Source organism: Methylobacterium indicum (assembly GCF_017347565.1).
In the GTDB taxonomy this organism is placed as follows: domain Bacteria; phylum Pseudomonadota; class Alphaproteobacteria; order Rhizobiales; family Beijerinckiaceae; genus Methylobacterium; species Methylobacterium indicum.
Genome location: NZ_AP024147.1, coordinates 96,934 through 113,239 on the forward strand (window position 1 = coordinate 96,934; position 16,306 = coordinate 113,239).

Sequence of the window (16,306 nt, forward strand, 5' to 3'; positions counted from 1 at the left end):
TGAGACTATGCAACTGAATGCTTTCGACGCGATCCTCGGCGAGCCGCGCGCTCCCGTGCGCCAGGTGATGGCGCGCGGCGTCGGTGACGACTCGCCCGAACTCAGCGAGTTCAAGAAGCTGATCGAGCGCGGACGGGTCGGGTTCTTCTCGAGAGCGGTCAAGGTCACCCCGGCCATCGCGCGGTTTCTTCTCGCCAACAACCCCGACAATCGCAAGATGAAGCGGGTGCTGGTCCGCAGCATCCGCGACGACATTCTCGCGGGAAAGTGGAAGTGCAACGGCGAGACGATCATCGTGTCGCGCGAGGGCCTTCTCAACGACGGCCAGAACCGGCTGAGCGCCATCGTGCTGGCGAAGGTTCCGGTGATCGCCAACATGGCCTTCGGCGTCGAGCGCGAGAGCCGGATGACCGTCGACACCAACCAGTCCGGCCGCTCGCCGAGCGACCGCCTGACCATGAACGGCATCCCGAACTCTGGTTACGTCTCGCGCATCGCCTCGGTGCTGGCGATGGTCGAGACCGGCCGCAGCTGGCGTCCGAACAACTCCTCGAGCAAGGAGTCGACCGAGGTCGCTCATCGCTACCTGACGCAGATCGAGACGGCGATCGAGAACATCAACCGTCAGAGTGCGAAGCTCCTCGGCAGCCCCGGTCTGCTCGGCGCCCTGCACGTTCGCATCAGCATGGCGGCGTCCGACCAGGACCAGGTCAACGAGTTCTTCCGCAGTCTCTTGCAGGGCGACAGCCTGCATCAGCACAGCCCGATCTTCCAGGTCCGCAACCGCCTGATGCAGTCGCGCATCAGTCGCGCGCCCCTGCACGAGGATCACGTCGCCGAGCTGGTGATCCGGGCGTGGAACAACCGCACGTCGGTGGCTCAGGTGTCCTTCGTGAAGGTGCTGGGCAAGATTCCCGAGATCCTCCCCTGATCAAGGGCGAGGCCGCAAGTTCCCGAATGCAGGACCGGGTCATGTCCTCGCGAACATCTGGAGAGTACAACATGTCGTTTCTCGCTTCCATCTTCTCGACCGCCCGCAAGACCGTCGCCGCCATCGACGGCGCTCCGGCGACCCTGAACGGCGTCGCCGCCGCCGTCGCCAACGTGATCGCGGCCGACGGCCAGATCGAGGACGCCGAGATGGATGCCGCCGTCAACGGCATGGTCGCGCACCCCTCGCTGAAGTCCTTCACCCCGGCCCAGATCGAGAAGGCCGTCGGTGACGCGCTGCGCCAGGCCAAGTCGCGCTTCGGCCGCAACGAGAACAACACCGCCATCGCGGCGCTCGTCACCAAGCCAGAGGAGATCCGCCAGGGCATCTTCCTGATCGCGGCGGACGTCGCCGACCAGGGCGGCATCGGCGAGCAGGAGCAAGTCGCGCTCGAGAACATCGCCAAGGCTCTCGGCGTCGACAAGGCCAAGCTGCTCGCGGCCTGATCGACCTCACGGGGCGGCCTTCGGGCCGCCCTTTCTCTTGCATGAAAGCCAATCCCAATGATCGACGCTCTGCTCGCCAGCTTCCAACTCTCGCACGTCCTGCCGTTTCTCGGTGCCGCGCTCGGTATCCTGCTCGTCGACCTCCTGCTCTCGGGTGACAATGCCATCGTCATCGGGATGGTGACCCGTGGCCTGCCCAAGCGCCAGCGCATGGCCGGCGTCATCCTCGGTGCGCTCGCCGCCGTCGGAATGCGAATCGGTTTCGCTTTCGCGCTCGCCTGGATCATCGACTGGCTCGCCGGCCTCTACGTGCTCGGTGGTCTCGCGCTTCTCTACATCGCTTTCAAAATGCTGAAGGATGCGTCCGACGACGTCGCCGAGGAGGAGGATGCCGCCACATCGCTGTTCCAGGCCGTCGTGATGATCACCATCGCCGACCTGTCGATGTCCTTCGACAACGTCGTGGCCATCGCGGCGCTGGCGAAGGGCGACGTCGCCCTGATGGTGTTCGGCCTTCTGATGTCGATCCCGCTGGTCGTGTTCGGCGCGACCCTGGTCCAGCGTCTCATCGACCGGCTGCCCTGGGTGATCTGGCTCGGCGCGGCGCTGCTCGGCTGGATCGCCGGTGAGATGATCGTGAAAGACCCGATCTGGGGGACGACCTTCCATCACGCCTTCCTCCCTCATTTCTTCGAGTACCTGTTCGGAGTCTTTGGCGTGATCTTCGTTCTCGCCGCCGGCTTCATCAACCACCTCCTTTCGCGCCCCGACGAGATCGGGCTCGATCCCGTCCACTCACCCGCGGAGTAACCCATGCGCGCCCCGAACCTCAGCAACGAGACCATTCGGGGTGCCATCGCTCTCAAGCGGAGCGGTGTCACCTGGATGGCGATCTCCGAGATGCTCGACGTCAACCATTCGACCTTGTCGTCGGCCGTGGTCTACTACCTGCGCGGCCAGCGCAAGGACAGCGTCACCCGGATGCAGGAGCTCTCGGCCGAGATCGAGAAGCGCCTGCTCGCCGGTGAGCGCCGGATCGACACGGCCCGGCAGCTCGGTATGTGCGAGAGCGCGGTCTCGAAGCACTACGCCTCCCTCGGCTACGACCGGGAGAGGCTCTCGGCCCTTCGGATGCGGCTTCAGGAGGAGGGTCTTCTTGCGCCCTCGAAGAAGCTCAAGCGGCGCTGGGCCGAGGAGGCTCGCGAGGCCAGGCGCCAGGCGGCCGAGCAGCGGGCCTTCGACGAGATCCGGGCGCGTCGCGAGAAGCGCAAGGCTGCGGCCAAGGCTCGCGACGAGGCGGATTTCGCTCGAGCGCGGGAAAAGCGCGAGAAGCGAAGCATCGAGCCGGGTCTCACCTACCTGGAGCAGAACGTCCACCGTTTCGGCGTCACGCTCGATGAGCTGCGTGGCAAGACCTTCGACGACTGGCTCGCCGAGGCCCGCGTCCACCTGGTCGTCGAGCTCGCCGAGACCTTCCCCGACCGGCCGGTCACCTGGATTGCCCGGGTGATGAATCGCCATCCCCAGTCGGTCTCAAGGGCCCTGCACAAGGCCGGCCACTACCGCGCGCCCCGAACCATCGATCTTCCGCTCGCCGCCTGATCTGGATTTCTTGATGCGTCAACGCCTTCCGCTCACCGAGCAGGAGAAGCGCGTGCTTCGCCTGCGTCGTCGCGTTCAGTTCGAGCGCTGCCGTGATGCTCAGCGTCAGCGTCCGGCTCCCACCCTCGCCCCCGTCTCGATTCAGCTTCTGGAGGATGCTGCATGAACAACGTTGCCATCATCGCTGCCGTCGGCCGATCCGGTCAGATCGGCATGAACGGCGTTCTGCCCTGGTACGACGGCGAAGACCTCAGGTGGTTCCGCCATGTGACCATGGGCCAGGTCCTGATCGTCGGCTCGAAGACTCTCGAGCTGTTGCCGCCGTTGCCCGGCCGGGCCGTGTTCGGCTGGGGCCGCGAGATCGACCCCGGCCAGATGGTGGCGAGCCTGGTCGAGAAGAACCCCGACAAGATGATCTTCATCGCCGGAGGCGCCCGTACCTATCAGGCGTTCCTGCCGTTCGTGCGGACCTGTCACATCACCCGTGTCGACTACGACGGTCCGGCTGACACCTTCATGCCTCCGATCTGGCGGCAGACCGACTGCGGCACCCCCGGCCGGTTCCAGGCGGTGTCATGACCCAGCGCGGGCCCCTCTACACACCGGAGGAGCTCGAGCGGGCCGTTCTGATGAAGGCCAAGGGCATGCGGTGGAAGGAAGTCGCCGAAGCCCTCGGCCGCCCGGTCGAGTCCCTCAAGATGACGGTGTCGCGCTACCGGCGCGGCTTCGTCTCCACCACCCGCCTGCGCTGGCGGGAGGAACGCGCGCTGATCGAACGCGAAGTCTGGGCGGGCAAGAGGCCATGCCAGATCGCCCGGGAACAGGGTTGGAACCCGACCAACCTGTCCGACCGGATGATTCGCATGGGCCTCGACCTCGAGGTCCGCAACGAAATCTACGACCACATCAAGAGGGCGGCATGAAACAGTATCATGACATGATCCAGCGCATCCTGTCGGAAGGCGTGCGCAAGGACGACCGCACCGGCACCGGCACGCTGTCGGTGTTCGGGCACCAGGCGGTGTTCAACCTCGCCGACGGCTTCCCGCTGGTGACCACGAAGCGGCTGCACCTGAAGTCGATCGTGGGTGAACTGCTATGGTTCCTCTCGGGGTCGACGAACAACAACGACCTCGAGGACATGGGCGTCACGATCTGGCGCGAGTGGGCCCGGCCGAGCGGCGACCTCGGGCCGATATACGGGCGCCAATGGCGAAGCTGGAGCAAAACGGTTTTCGTTGAGTACGCCGATGGTGCTGGAAATACGGTCAAGGCTCCGATCGATCAGATCTCATGGCTGCTCAACGAGCTGCGCACCAACCCGGACAGCCGGCGCCTGGTGGTCTCGGCCTGGAACGTCGCAGACCTTCCCGACATGGCGCTGGCGCCCTGCCACTGCCTGTTCCAGTTCAATACCCGGCTGATGACCGTCCATGAGCGGGCTGAGGATGCTGGCGTCCCCACTCACGCCTATATCGACGCTCTGAATTTGGGGAAGGATGAGTTCATCCACGCCGAATTCGACGAGATGGGTGTGCCGAGGCGCTATCTCGACTGCCAGCTCTACCAGCGCTCGGCCGACGTGTTCCTCGGCGTGCCCTTCAATATCGCCTCCTACGCATTGTTGACTCATATGGTCGCAGCGCAGGTTGGGATGGAACCGGGCAAGTTCGTCCATACGTTCGGCGACCTGCACCTCTATGCAAACCACGTCGAACAGGCTACAGAGCAGCTCGGGCGAGACTTCCGGCCGCTGCCGAAGCTCTGGCTCAACCCCGAGGTCACCGACCTCTTCAGCTACACCATGGACGATATCAGGGTCGACAACTACGACCCCCATCCCGCGATCCTGGCACCGGTCGCCGTTTAGGCGCGTCCCGAGTTTTGCATGAAAGCCAAAGGATAAGACATGACCAAGTTGCGCCACCTCATTGCCGCCCTCGCGGTGATCGCTGCCACCCCTGCCATCGCGCAGGATTTCGACGGCGAGGGCATCGTGATGATGACGCACCATGGCCGTGTCCCTCTTCCGCCCCGCCGGGGTGAGGCGGGTTCGGTCTATGCCATCGTGACGCAAGCCGCGGTTCGCCACCGCATTCCGCCGGCCTTGCTGCACGGGGTGATCCGTGTCGAGAGCAACTACAACTGCAACGCGCGCAACCGATCTGGTGCCACCGGTCTCGGGCAGCTGATGCCCGGCACCGCCCGGTCGCTCGGGGTGCGCAACCCCCGCTCCTGCCACGAGAACGCCGACGGCGCGGCCCGCTACCTCGCCCGGTTCTACCACCAGTTCGGCGGCAACGCCTGCCAGGCAGCGACCGCCTATAACCGCGGATCTGGCCGCGGCTGCAGCGCCTACGGGCGCCAGGTGGTTCGCTTCGCCACTCGCTAAAGGAATACCGCATGCCAAGAATAACGATCTCACAGGCGGTCGAGGCCTTCCGCTCCAGGTTGTTGCGGGAGGCCGAGATCCGCCCCGATTACACCGACACCGGCGGCGTGATGACGCCTGCCCCCGCCGGGCCGAACGGATCTGCTGACGGTCCAACAGAGCCGACAGGTCCGGTCGGAGATCCGGGTGTCCCTGGCCAGAACGGCGAGCCGCAGCCCGAGGACGGCTTCCAGCCCGTGGCCGTCAACGATCGCGGAATCCCGGTCCAAGGCCCTCTGGGAACGATCCAACCCACCTACGTCGTTCTCGACGAGATCCAACAGGGCGCCGCCGACTGGTGGATCAGCAGTCCGGCCGTCGCTTCTTCATCGCCGGTCATCGAGAGCATCAATTTCACCGACGCCGCCCGCCCCCTCTTCGATCAGATCGTGGATCATCCCATGCCGTCTTTCGCCGACGTTTCCTTCGAGATGAAGTCTCCCCGGTTCGCCAAGTCGGGCAAGTCCGACAGCGCCAGCGACCCGAAGAAGACGATCAAGGAGCTGAACGACAAGATCGGCGCCATGAACGCGCTGATGCAGGAAGTCCTCGACGACTACCAGAATATCGCCCAGCATGGCGCCGAGCCGTTCGACATCGGCAAGGACGACATCTCGATCCGGATGGCGAAAGCGCTCGAGGGCGCCAAGATCCCCGTCCAGGCGATGAGCCGTCCCTCGGTCGAGATGATCGCCCGCCAGATGGCGTCGAGCTACAACCTCAACCCCGACGGCACCACCGATCTGCCCGGCAACCACGGCATGCGGGTGTGGCAGCTGTTCCGCAACGAGGCGATGTCGATCCAGCGCCTGATCAAGACCCACACCAAGGAGGAGCCGAAGCCGGAGCCGACCTGGGTGCAGGGATCGGCGAATAGCATCCTGTGGGGCGTCTACATCCGCTCCGAGGGCCGGCACATCGCGGCGACCAGCTACAACGAGGCGATCGAGATCTTCGATGCCATCAACGAGCGGTTCCCTCAGCTGCGCGCAGTCGTCGAGCCCTGGCCGGCGGATGCGACCACCCACCAGTTCTACCTCAACGATCGTATCCCCACTGACGCTCTCATCGCCGATTATGATATGAGGCTGAGGCAGGGCTCGCGTTCGCGGGGTCTTGGCTTCTAAGAGGAGTCTTTCATGACCGACGATGAATTGAAATCGAGAGCGCACCAATTCGTCGTCTGGCAGTCCAACAACGATTGGGATCAGGAAACTGTCGCGCATGACGCTAAGTATCTGACAGAGCTTTTGAAGATCGTGCGTGATACTTCTTTCAACGAGGGTATCGAGGCTGCGGCCTCGATATTCAAAGACCCGATAGAAAGACTGGAAAAGAGGTTGAAGCCTTTTCAGCCGGACGACCACCATCCCGATCAACCGGCATATGATGCACTTAATAAATTCAAGGATCAGATCCTTTCTCTTAAGCGACATCTTGTGCCAATGCAGCGACTATTAAAATCCCCATGAAGAAATCTGATATGCACTACGCGGCGGCGATTCCGCACCGGGACATCCCGGGCGGCTTCCTCGCCTGCTACGCCCCCGCCGGCCAGAAGGTCGCCTGCTTCGTCATGGACCAGGGCCGGCATAAACTGTTCACCAGCGAGATCGAGGCCGACCTCGCTGCCCACCGCGCGCTGATCGACACCCTCAACCGGTCCAGGATGCAGTCCGTCCGCGCCGCGACCGAGCGACGGAATGTTTCTCCGGCGCCGACTCAGAGCGAGGCCGACGCGGTATTCTCTCGCTTCACCAACTAACCAGAAGGTGCATTAGCCGGCGTGGTTTGCGCGACACGCCTTGCACAAATGCCAGGGCACCACAAGATTTGTCTGGACCATGGGGCAGGTCGCGCGTTGCATGCACCGAGCGGTTGCGTTAGAACGCTTCCGCGTACCAAGAAATGCGTTGGATCACAGCGACTTGGCAGCCCGCCTGGGTAAGCCTTGCATGAATTCCAAATGAATGAACCTGGGGCTGACTGTCTTCGTTAGGAAAGAAGTCCAGTCCCTGTTCCCCCTCCCAGAGCACAAGCCAAGGTCGTCCGCCATGAAGGAGTGGGTTGCAACCGTCACGTATGATACCGGTATCGAGCAGACGCCGGACGAAGCGGGACGCGAAGGTGGTTCGAGCGACACGGAGGTCGAGTTCTACCTCGACGATCCGGCCCAGCTCGTGGACATCCTGCACTTTGGTCCGAACAAAATGTGCATCAAGAGCATGATGGTGAGGCGGACGGATACGGCGCGGTTTCCGACCGTGTCGATGCTTGACCTTCACGATCAGCTCATCGAGGACAACAAGAAGCAGACGGCACCGCGTCGTCGCCAGGAAGTCGAGGAGGAAGACCAATGAGAGAGATCATCGTCACCAGCGTCATTGCGAGCCTGATCGGGGTTACCGGTGCTCTGGCGCAGGCGCAGCCGATTCCCGGTGATCCGCGCCGCGCTTGCCCGGACGGATACACCCGCAGCGGCTCGTTCTGCCGGCCGAAGTCCTCCGACAGCCCGCCCGCCGTCTACAAGCCGCGTGGCGCGACGTGCCCTTACGGCACGGTGTCGTCCGGTTCCGGCTGCAAAACGAAATTCTGATGCGACTTCTCGTCAGTGGTGGCCGCACCTACGACGACGTCGAAACCCTCGAGAAGGTCCTTGAGAGGATCGATTTTGCTCATTGCATCGACGTCCTGATCGAGGGAGGTCAGAAACGTTGGGACAAAGAGCAGAAACGTTTCATCGGTCTCGACCACCTGGCGGGCTCATGGGCCCGCCGTCGCGGCGTGCCGAACTGGTCTATCCCCGCCGACTGGGATCGCTACGGCAAGGCAGCCGGCTACCGGCGCAACCACCAGATGCTCCACGAGTGCTCGCCCGACGTGCTGCTGCCGTTTCCAGGAGGGCCTGGAACCGCCGATATGACGACCCAGTGCTGGGGCGTCATCCCGATCTGGAATTGGCGCGACTTCATTTGACCGGCGCTTTGCATGAAAGCCAAGATATGGAGGATCGACAGATGGGTGCCGTGATCCGGCGTCACACCGGCAATCCCTGGCGTCAGGAAGAGTTCGAGACGATGGAGCTGATGCGCGCCCACGGGGTGAGCTGGGAAGAGATCGCCGCCTGTTTCCACAGCACCAAGGATCGTGTCATGGGGTCCTATTCGGCCTGGAGGAGCAAGAAGTCGACCGGCCACTGGATACGGCGGGAAGAGGAGCGGGCCGAGATCGAGCGTCGGGTTCTCTCCGGCGAGAAGGTCGGCGACATCGCCAAGGTGTTCGGGATCACGGTTCACTCGCTCGGCGAGCGCCTGCGCCGGATGGGTCTCGACCTCGAGATGCGTCGCGAGGCCTTGGGCATCACGCCGCCTTCGCCCCGCCAGCGCAATCTCTCCGTCGCCATGGCCGAGCCGGTGCTCGCCGAGATCGCGGCCGAGGCCGGAACGACCGTCGAGGCGATCCGCGGCGAGGACGATCAGCTCGCACTTGCCCCCGTGCGTCATCGGGCGATCAGGCACCTCCACCAGGCCTTCCCGCGCCAGCCGTCTGCCTGGATCGGACGGGCCGTGCGCCGCAGCGAGACCTACGTCGACAAGGTCCTGTCGATCGCCGCATAGGGCTTTCCACGGACTCCGTTTTGCATTAATGCAAAGGACAGGAGTTCCTGCAAATGATCATCACCCCCGAGGGGCTCGCCTGATGGCGATCCTTCCCGCCCAGACGATCAGGGCGATCCGCCCGATCTACCCCTTCGTCGAGCGCAGCGTGTTCGAGGGCCGCAGCTACGGCCTGTCCTCGGCCGGCTACGACGTCCGCATCGCCCAGGACATCTGGCTGTGGCCGTTCTGGGGCCGCCTCGCCTCGACGATCGAGCACTTCGACATCCCGACCGACGTGCTCGCCCGGGTCTGCGACAAGAGCTCGAACGCCCGCAAGTTCATCATGGTGCAGAACACCGTGGCCGAGCCGGGATGGAAGGGTTTCTTGACCCTTGAGTTGACCCGCTTCCTGCCTTGGCCGGTCAAGATCAAGGCTGGCACGCCGATCGCCCAGATCATCTTCGAGCGGCTCGAGGAGCCGACCGAGCAGCCCTACGAGGGCCGGTACCAGAATCAGGCCGCCGGCCCCCAGCCCGCCATTCCTGCAACCCTGGAGAACGTCGGTTGACCAGCATCAACGCACCCACCCCGGTGCAGGCAGAGATCCTGCGCCAGCTCTTTCTCGACGGACCGACCTGGGACGGCGACATCATCTCGAAGCAGGCTCGCAACGAGGTCATCCTGATGGGCCTCGCCGAGCGCGATGACGGCTACACCCAGCTCACCCGCGATGGCCTGCGCTACGCGCTGATCTCCGGCTTCGACGTCGAGAAGGGAATTCGCGATGCCCGCAACCGGACCTCGTTTCGGACCGTATCTGACAATGACGGTCACCACTACGTGATCCCATCGTCCTTCATGTCGGACTGGGCGATGTGGCTCGACCTGAACCTCGACGAGGTTCCGTCCTACGCCTGGCGCGTCGAGGGCGGTCTCACCTTCCACTGGCCCGTCGAGCACGGGGTCAACTACTTCAAAACCATGGAGCAAGCAGCGTGATCCCCGCCATCGGTTTGAGCGGCTTTGCCAACTCCGGCAAGACCACCGTCGCCAACTACCTCGAGCAGGTCCACGGCTACCGCCGCCACCACATCGCGACGCCCCTGCGCGAGATGTGCTCGGTGCTGCTCGATTCGCTCGGCTACTCGGCGGAAGACATCTACGAGCACCTCGAGGGCAAGAAGAAGGAGGAGATCATCCCGGGGCTCGGCGTCTCCGGCCGCCACCTCCAGATCACGCTCGGCACCGAGTGGGGCCGCGAGTACGTCTCCGAGGATCTGTGGGTGATGGCCTGGACCCACACCGTCAAGTCGTGGAAGGGGGCGATGAACGACTCGGTCCGCTTCCCCAACGAGGAGGAGGCGATCAAGGGCCTCGGCGGTATCACCCTGATGATCGAGCGGCCTGGCCTCGGGCCGATCAAGTTCACCTCGCGCTTCGGCCGGCTCCTCTACCAGCTCACCGGCAACATGTGGGGCGTCCACCCCTCCGAGCGCCTCGACCGGCTCAACCCGGGCTACCGGATCGTCAACGACGGCACCATCGAGCAGCTCTACGCCCAGGTCGACGAGGTGATCGCGCGGGCGAAGAACGACCGCTGGATCGACGGCGTCGTCATCATCCCGACCCGGAAGCTCGCGGCATGAACCCCGACGACATCATCTCGAGCACGAGCGATGAGGTCGTGCTGCCGCCCGATCGGCCGGCGGAGAGCGGCCCGGTGACGGCAGCGACCGAGATCATCATCCTGATGCGGGTTCTCGGCCTGTCATTCACCGAGGCACGGGCCCTGAGCAAGGCGGAGCGGGCGAACTTCCTCGCCGCCATCAATCTCCTCGACAACCCGCCGGTGACCGGTCGCGAGAAGATGCCATTCCAGCGCTACAGGGAGGAAGCTCCCCGTCGGGTCTTGAAGCCGTGAGTCAGACCCGCGCCATGAGCGCCCTGGAGGTCCTGGCCAACACGAGCATCGCCTTCGTGATCTCGCTCGCCGGTTCCTTCGTGTTCAATCCCTTGGTGGGGATCAAGGCGACGCCGATGCAGAACGTCGGCGTCACCCTCATGTTCACGGCCTTGAGCCTAGTGCGGGGCTACGCCATCCGCCGGTTCTTCTCGAGGATGTAGATGATCATCTGGGGCCATCCGCCACTATGGGACAAGCCGCCGACCGCGGCCGAGGATCTGATGTGGCGCAAGTTCAACGTGCGCCGCATCCTCTCGATCATGAGGGCGATGCGCCATGTGCCGCCCGGCCTGAAGCTGTCGCGTCGCTCGAGGCGGCGCTGGCGTGGCCGCGGCGGGGAATGGGCTTACCCGCCGCAGCTCCTGGCCCTGCTCGACGAGCAGGTCAGGCTTCTTGAGGCTCAATCTCGCGGGTGAGCGCCGCGTACATGTCGTTGAGGCGCTGGCGGTCGCCGGAGCCCTCGACCTTGTCGACGACCTCGACCCGCGAGGTAACGTAGGGCCGGCCCTCGTTGTCGATCACCTCGATCGAGACGTCGGGCTTCAGCTCGAGGCCGTAGAGGGCGCGCAGCTCGCGGCAGTAGTCGAGCAGCACGCGCTCGATCGCCGGCTGCATGGCGACGGTGACGGGCTGATCGACGAACGCCTGGAGCTTGCGGTTCATGCGGTTGGCGACGCTGACGAGGTGCTCGACGTTCACTGGGACGGGGTTCACTGGATGATGTCCTGGTTGAAGGGGAGGTCGGGTTGGACGGAGCCGAACTTGTCGGCCTCGAGACCGAAGGCGTCCCAGCCGAGCCTGAGCTGGCGGGCGAACACGTCGGCCATGCGAGCACCTGGTCCCACCAGGCGTTCGGCATCACGGTAGGCGGCCTCGGGCTTCCTCGAGTGCTCACGCCGCTGCTCCATGATCACGGAGCGGATCGAGCGGCTCATCACCTTGGGCCGGCCGAAGCGGGCAATGATGTAGGGCTCGTGGGCGTTGCGTAGGACGTGGCCCATGCCGAAGGCGGGAAGCCCTGCTTTCGTGGTTTTGACCCATACGCCTTGAGTGCTGTAGGTGGCGCCCCATGCGTCCACGCACTCGCGGGCGAAGTCGTACATGGGCGCGGTCGCCCACAGCCACAACCATGCGCCGTCGGGATGCGCCAGGCTCGAGATCGGCAGGGCCTTGATGTCGTCGAGGCTCATGCAGGAATAGTGCGACTGGGGCGAGCGTCCCAGTCCCCGATCGGAATAGGCCGCCCAGGACCAGGGCGGGTCGCACATGATCATCCGATAGGCCCCGTACTCGAGGGGTGCGAGCGGCCACTCGGGCGCGTTCGGCACGATGATCGGCTCGGCCGGGTTCAGCACCGGCGCGAGATCAGGCAGAGCAACAGGACGATCAGCATCGTTCGGATCAGGATTGGCTTTCATGCAAAACAGTTCTTGAGTTTCATCGCTGTCCATGCGAGTTTCAGGTTGGTGAGACGGGCTGGCCACACGGGGCATCGCTACCCATCACACGGTTTGCCTCCCGTCTCATCATCATGCCTTCACCCTAATGCGGGGCTTTTCGGCACGCCAACGGCCACGCTGAAGCGTGATGATAGAGCGTGAGCCGTCAGCATACTGAACGATATGGCTGACCGCCCAGGTAGACGGACCTCGGTTGTATCCGTGCGTCAGGTTCATCGCGCCGGCACAATACACACCTTCATTGATCTCTGGCGCGTGTTTGTCACCGATATTCATCTTGCGACCGGTGCGAGCAAAGCCTGCGATTGTTCCCTTGGAACCATTCGTCCCACGGAACCCATGATGACCGCATTCCACACCATCGACGAGGAAGCTGTAACCATCGTACGCCCAGACCGTATTGGGGATCTCCGGCCCCATCTGGCGCACAGCGGTCTCAAGCAGCGAGAACTTCTCCGGGCGATCACCGCGGTCCAGGGCCTCACCCGCGCGCGAGCGATAGGCGAGGTACTGGCGATCGAGCTCGAGGCCGTAGCGGATGTTCGGACCGTCGTTGCGGTAGCGGGCTTCGCGCACGAAGCGCTCGAGCGCCAAGTCGTGATTGGACTCTACCACCACCGTCTTCCGAGAGGGGTCGTCGAGGTGCTCCAGGAAGGTGGCGACGTCGTAGACCTCCGCACGTACGCTGTCGCGCCCGCGCTCCCACATCTCCAGGGCGTAGCCGTTGTCACCGACGTGGTGGTGGTTCCGGCTCTCGTTGTCGAAGATGTCGTGCAGCATGACGTGCTCGGGCCGCAGCACCTCCAGCATGGAACCGGCGTAGGCGGCGTTCACCCCTGGCAGGGTGCCGAAGGTCGCGAGCGCGTTGCCCTCGTCGAGCTTGCGCAGGTGAAGATCCGCACAGACGAGAGCCTTCACCGCGTGCCCGCTGGTCACCACCCCGTCTGAGACGCGGCGGTCGAGATCATAGAATGTGCCATCCTCCGCAGCAGTGATCTGCCGACAGAAGGGATTACCCTCGTGATCGAATTCAACAAGCACCGCCCCAAGCACGGCGTGAAAAAGACTTTTAACGCCAGCCTTACGCGGAATAACCTTTGGGACAGTGACGAGGCCCGTCGTCATGACCTGATGTGCCTGCACCTGGGGATCGGTGCTCGGGACCGATTTGAGCTGACGCTTCGCGTGCGGGAACACCGCCCAGCGATTGCGCGGGTACGTGACCAGGTCAGACACTGGGTTACTGGCGGTGGGGAGAGTGTTCATCTCCCCGCAGAAGACGAAGCGGTCGCCCAACTCCAGCTGACCGAAGCAGAGATACTCGCGGAGGTCGACCGCATAGGAGCGCGCGGTTGGGTTGTGTTCGCTCCACCAGGTCGTCTCGTAGGTCAGGGGGCCTACTACGATCTCGCACTCGTCGTGGCGGGCCAGAGCCTGGAGATTGGTCCAGAAGGCGGCATGGAGTGGCGCGTCGTTCTGCGCTCCTGTGAAGATGAACTTCCGTCCGGCCGGGACAGCGACGCCTTCAACCCGTGGCGTGCCCGAGAGCCAAGTCCGTGGGGCACTCTCACGCAGGACATAATCGCCCAGCTTGCGTGAGTAGGACCGGACCAGGTGGCGGTCGACGAGGATGCACTCGGGGTTGATGACGGGATAGCGCGTGCTCGTGATCAGCTCGCGCACTGCGAGCTGAAGGTCGCGGGCCCGCGCGCTGGCGTGGTCCTCGGCCGAGACCTCCACGATGTCGGGCTCGGGTAGCCGGATCGGCGTGCCGCTGTCGAGCGCCGGGCGGAACCAGGACGGCAGGAACGAGGGCTCGCCGCGATGGAAAGCCCGCTCCTCGTCCCTGATCCAGCGGGCGTAGTTGACCCCGTCCTGCTTCTTGGCGTGCTGCGGGGCTGACGTACGTACGTCACTACGGCCTGACCCAAGCGGGGCAAAGCCTTCCTCGTTGACGAGGCGATCCATCAGCGCCTGGCGGCGCTGGCGCTCGTGGGTCGGAACCGGAGGCGTCGGCATCAGGCGCACGCCTTGAAGAAGGCGCGGGCCTGGCCGTAATTCATCTCGAGCACGCTCTCGTCGTCGGCGTCCGCACCCGGGAACCCCCCATGGGCATCGACCCAACCGAGGATATCGCGGCTGTAGTAGCCGGCAGGGCGGAAGCGGTCGCCGCGCGGGCAGTAGTACCCGTTGTGGAACTGGAGCAGAGCGCGCTTGGTGATGCAGACCCGCGGTCGCGCCTTGTCGGCCGCCATCGTGCAGGCCGAGGCGCAAGGACCGTCGATCCGAAGCGTGACCCTGTCGCGCTTCATGTTCTCGACCTGGTCCATGAAGTGGCTGATCACGCCGCCGCCGTTGTAGCGCACCGTGCAGACCGGACCGCAGGCGGCCCGGCTCCAGGTGTGCTGCACGCTGCCAGTGCCGGGACTGCACCCGGCCATGGCCTGCAAGGGAATTGCATTCATGCAAACCCCCGCGAGGGCGAGAGCCGCGATCAACCGCTTCATGTCCGTTCGGTTCCCTGGTGGAGTCCTTTTCTTTCTACCAGGGGTTTGGCATTCATGCAAACTTGCGTCCGCGCGGCCGGATCGTGAACTCGAGATCAGGCAGGTAGAACGGCTTCGGGGTCATCTGGTGGAAGATGTTCGGGATCAGGAGAGGCCCGATCTTGAACGAGCATTCGAGGTTCCAGCGCATATGGAGCTTGGCTGGACCAGGAGTCGCATCGGGCGGGACTGGGAACCCCAGCGTGTAGTGCTGGTGTCCGATCTCGTCGAGGACGCCGCGATCGACGACCGGGAACTCATGGCGCTTTCCGTTGCGGTCGGTGATGGCACCGAACCGGCGCGCGGCGCATACCTGAATCATCTCGAAGTCGAACGTGACTTCGAGTTCGGTCGCGGCTCTGACAAAAGGGGTCTTGATCTGACGGTCGAGGTTCTGGATGTTCGGACCCGTGTCGAGGCCGCAGGCCACGACGTAGGTGAAGAAGGCGACGGCGATGGCACCCCATGCCGTCCAGAACGAGCCCCAGACCGCCCGGTTCATCGCTGACCGGGCCCGCGCGCAGAGAGCATCCCGACGACCTGCATCGGGATCTGGCGCACCTCATGCTCGATCTTGTCCATCCGCGTGACCAGACGTTGCTCGGTCTCGCGCAAGTCCTCCTTCTTGGTGTAGGCCTCGACCACCTGGAGCTTGAAGCCTGTCAGCATGTCCTCGGAGTGTTCGAGGCGCTTCGAGATGTCGTCGAGCTTCTCGCCTTGCTTCTGCAAGGCCTTGTCGTGGTCGTTGATCTTGCCCCTGGTCTGGTAGACGGCACCGATGAAGCCGACGAGGGCGATGAGCCCGCCGATCAGGTTGGTGACGTTGACCTCCCAGGAGATGGGGACGCCGAATCCGGCCATGGTTGGCCTCCTAGCGGGTGAGTTTGGTCGCGACCGCCTTGGAGAGCAGGCCAACGGGTGAGAGGACGAACAGCGAGAGAAGGATCTGGCTCTCGTAGTTCGAGAACGGACCGGGCGCTGCGGGGATGTTCCAGCCGAAGCTGAAGGTCGAGTCGAGCATGACCGCGCCGGAATGCAGCACGTACGGCAGGGCAGTCATGTAGACGAGCGGCTTGAAGTCGTGGGAGACCGCCGCCCGTTCCTTGTTGGCCGCGACTTCGGCCTGGACCAGCGCAATAGCCTTGTCCTTGTCGGAGCCGATCTCGGCGAGCTTGACGTCGCGGGCCGAGCTGTCCTTCTGCTGAAGGTAGGACAGGATCGGCTTTAGGAGCGCACCGCCCAGAAAGTTGAGGATGAGACCGAGCATC

General features: G+C 64.1%; 28 protein-coding genes. 21 read left to right on the forward strand and 7 right to left on the reverse strand.

What is annotated here, in order from left to right; genetic code table 11:
- Nucleotides 1-7 precede the first annotated feature (7 nt).
- From miv_RS31755 to miv_RS31855, 21 genes are all read left to right on the forward strand, one after another.
- On the forward strand, nt 8-931 hold the full coding sequence (locus tag miv_RS31755) for a hypothetical protein (protein ID WP_207183873.1): 924 nt from the start codon (nt 8-10) through the stop codon (nt 929-931).
- Nucleotides 932-1,002: 71 nt separating this feature from the next.
- Nucleotides 1,003-1,437, forward strand: coding sequence for a tellurite resistance TerB family protein (locus miv_RS31760; RefSeq protein WP_207183874.1), 435 nt, complete (start codon nt 1,003-1,005; stop codon nt 1,435-1,437).
- Between the two features lie 57 nt (nt 1,438-1,494).
- Entirely contained in the window at nt 1,495-2,247 is a 753-nt protein-coding gene (locus tag miv_RS31765) for a TerC family protein (protein WP_207183875.1), read from the forward strand.
- Between the two features lie 3 nt (nt 2,248-2,250).
- Nucleotides 2,251-3,039: a hypothetical protein gene (locus miv_RS31770; protein WP_207183876.1), complete on the forward strand. Its 789-nt coding sequence runs from the start codon at nt 2,251-2,253 to the stop codon at nt 3,037-3,039.
- Between the two features lie 162 nt (nt 3,040-3,201).
- A complete protein-coding gene (locus miv_RS31775) occupies nt 3,202-3,618 on the forward strand; it encodes a dihydrofolate reductase (RefSeq protein WP_207183877.1) in 417 nt (138 codons plus the stop codon).
- Complete coding sequence (locus miv_RS31780; RefSeq protein WP_207183878.1) at nt 3,615-3,962, forward strand: hypothetical protein; 348 nt, start codon at nt 3,615-3,617, stop codon at nt 3,960-3,962. The genes miv_RS31775 and miv_RS31780 overlap by 4 nt, the downstream gene beginning before the upstream one ends.
- Nucleotides 3,959-4,909 (forward strand): thymidylate synthase, encoded by a 951-nt coding sequence (gene thyA, locus miv_RS31785; RefSeq protein ID WP_207183879.1) that lies wholly within the window; start codon nt 3,959-3,961, stop codon nt 4,907-4,909. The genes miv_RS31780 and thyA overlap by 4 nt, the downstream gene beginning before the upstream one ends.
- Before the next feature lie 39 nt (nt 4,910-4,948).
- Nucleotides 4,949-5,431: a lytic transglycosylase domain-containing protein gene (locus miv_RS31790; protein ID WP_207183880.1), complete on the forward strand. Its 483-nt coding sequence runs from the start codon at nt 4,949-4,951 to the stop codon at nt 5,429-5,431.
- Between the two features lie 11 nt (nt 5,432-5,442).
- A complete protein-coding gene (locus miv_RS31795; protein WP_207183881.1) occupies nt 5,443-6,597 on the forward strand; it encodes a hypothetical protein in 1,155 nt (384 codons plus the stop codon).
- Nucleotides 6,598-6,609: 12 nt separating this feature from the next.
- Nucleotides 6,610-6,942 (forward strand): hypothetical protein, encoded by a 333-nt coding sequence (locus miv_RS31800; protein WP_207183882.1) that lies wholly within the window; start codon nt 6,610-6,612, stop codon nt 6,940-6,942.
- Nucleotides 6,939-7,235 carry a hypothetical protein gene (locus tag miv_RS31805; RefSeq protein WP_207183883.1) on the forward strand — a complete coding sequence of 99 codons (297 nt, stop codon included), beginning with the start codon at nt 6,939-6,941 and terminating at the stop codon, nt 7,233-7,235. Before miv_RS31800 ends, miv_RS31805 begins: the two co-directional genes overlap by 4 nt.
- Before the next feature lie 289 nt (nt 7,236-7,524).
- Nucleotides 7,525-7,830 (forward strand): hypothetical protein, encoded by a 306-nt coding sequence (locus miv_RS31810; protein ID WP_207183884.1) that lies wholly within the window; start codon nt 7,525-7,527, stop codon nt 7,828-7,830.
- Nucleotides 7,827-8,066 (forward strand): hypothetical protein, encoded by a 240-nt coding sequence (locus miv_RS31815; protein ID WP_207183885.1) that lies wholly within the window; start codon nt 7,827-7,829, stop codon nt 8,064-8,066. Before miv_RS31810 ends, miv_RS31815 begins: the two co-directional genes overlap by 4 nt.
- Nucleotides 8,066-8,446: a DUF2493 domain-containing protein gene (locus miv_RS31820; protein WP_207183886.1), complete on the forward strand. Its 381-nt coding sequence runs from the start codon at nt 8,066-8,068 to the stop codon at nt 8,444-8,446. Before miv_RS31815 ends, miv_RS31820 begins: the two co-directional genes overlap by 1 nt.
- Nucleotides 8,401-9,087: a hypothetical protein gene (locus miv_RS31825; RefSeq protein ID WP_207183887.1), complete on the forward strand. Its 687-nt coding sequence runs from the start codon at nt 8,401-8,403 to the stop codon at nt 9,085-9,087. Before miv_RS31820 ends, miv_RS31825 begins: the two co-directional genes overlap by 46 nt.
- 82 nt (nt 9,088-9,169) lie before the next feature.
- Nucleotides 9,170-9,637, forward strand: a complete 468-nt coding sequence (locus miv_RS31830; protein WP_207183888.1) for a dCTP deaminase — start codon at nt 9,170-9,172, stop codon at nt 9,635-9,637.
- Nucleotides 9,634-10,068 carry a hypothetical protein gene (locus tag miv_RS31835; protein ID WP_207183889.1) on the forward strand — a complete coding sequence of 145 codons (435 nt, stop codon included), beginning with the start codon at nt 9,634-9,636 and terminating at the stop codon, nt 10,066-10,068. The genes miv_RS31830 and miv_RS31835 overlap by 4 nt, the downstream gene beginning before the upstream one ends.
- Nucleotides 10,065-10,715 carry a nucleoside/nucleotide kinase family protein gene (locus miv_RS31840; RefSeq protein ID WP_207183890.1) on the forward strand — a complete coding sequence of 217 codons (651 nt, stop codon included), beginning with the start codon at nt 10,065-10,067 and terminating at the stop codon, nt 10,713-10,715. Before miv_RS31835 ends, miv_RS31840 begins: the two co-directional genes overlap by 4 nt.
- Nucleotides 10,712-10,990: a hypothetical protein gene (locus miv_RS31845; RefSeq protein WP_207183891.1), complete on the forward strand. Its 279-nt coding sequence runs from the start codon at nt 10,712-10,714 to the stop codon at nt 10,988-10,990. The genes miv_RS31840 and miv_RS31845 overlap by 4 nt, the downstream gene beginning before the upstream one ends.
- Nucleotides 10,987-11,193, forward strand: coding sequence for a DUF7220 family protein (locus miv_RS31850; RefSeq protein ID WP_207183892.1), 207 nt, complete (start codon nt 10,987-10,989; stop codon nt 11,191-11,193). The genes miv_RS31845 and miv_RS31850 overlap by 4 nt, the downstream gene beginning before the upstream one ends.
- Nucleotides 11,194-11,448, forward strand: coding sequence for a hypothetical protein (locus miv_RS31855; protein ID WP_207183893.1), 255 nt, complete (start codon nt 11,194-11,196; stop codon nt 11,446-11,448).
- Here the strand turns inward: miv_RS31855 and miv_RS31860 are convergent.
- The 7 genes from miv_RS31860 to miv_RS31890 all read right to left on the reverse strand — a co-directional run bounded on the left by miv_RS31860 (nt 11,417) and on the right by miv_RS31890 (nt 16,305).
- A complete protein-coding gene (locus miv_RS31860; RefSeq protein ID WP_207183894.1) occupies nt 11,417-11,746 on the reverse strand; it encodes a hypothetical protein in 330 nt (109 codons plus the stop codon). The two genes, miv_RS31855 and miv_RS31860, sit on opposite strands and share 32 nt — an antisense overlap.
- Nucleotides 11,743-12,483, reverse strand: coding sequence for an MT-A70 family methyltransferase (locus tag miv_RS31865; RefSeq protein ID WP_244749134.1), 741 nt, complete (start codon nt 12,481-12,483; stop codon nt 11,743-11,745). The genes miv_RS31860 and miv_RS31865 overlap by 4 nt, the downstream gene beginning before the upstream one ends.
- A gap of 78 nt (nt 12,484-12,561) precedes the next feature.
- Nucleotides 12,562-14,511 (reverse strand): hypothetical protein, encoded by a 1,950-nt coding sequence (locus miv_RS31870; RefSeq protein WP_207183895.1) that lies wholly within the window; start codon nt 14,509-14,511, stop codon nt 12,562-12,564.
- Nucleotides 14,511-14,999, reverse strand: coding sequence for a hypothetical protein (locus miv_RS31875; RefSeq protein ID WP_207183896.1), 489 nt, complete (start codon nt 14,997-14,999; stop codon nt 14,511-14,513). Before miv_RS31875 ends, miv_RS31870 begins: the two co-directional genes overlap by 1 nt.
- Nucleotides 15,000-15,051: 52 nt before the next feature.
- A complete protein-coding gene (locus miv_RS31880) occupies nt 15,052-15,540 on the reverse strand; it encodes a hypothetical protein (protein WP_207183897.1) in 489 nt (162 codons plus the stop codon).
- Nucleotides 15,537-15,899 (reverse strand): hypothetical protein, encoded by a 363-nt coding sequence (locus miv_RS31885; protein ID WP_207183898.1) that lies wholly within the window; start codon nt 15,897-15,899, stop codon nt 15,537-15,539. The genes miv_RS31880 and miv_RS31885 overlap by 4 nt, the downstream gene beginning before the upstream one ends.
- 10 nt (nt 15,900-15,909) lie before the next feature.
- A complete protein-coding gene (locus miv_RS31890; protein ID WP_207183899.1) occupies nt 15,910-16,305 on the reverse strand; it encodes a hypothetical protein in 396 nt (131 codons plus the stop codon).
- Nucleotide 16,306 lies beyond the last annotated feature (1 nt).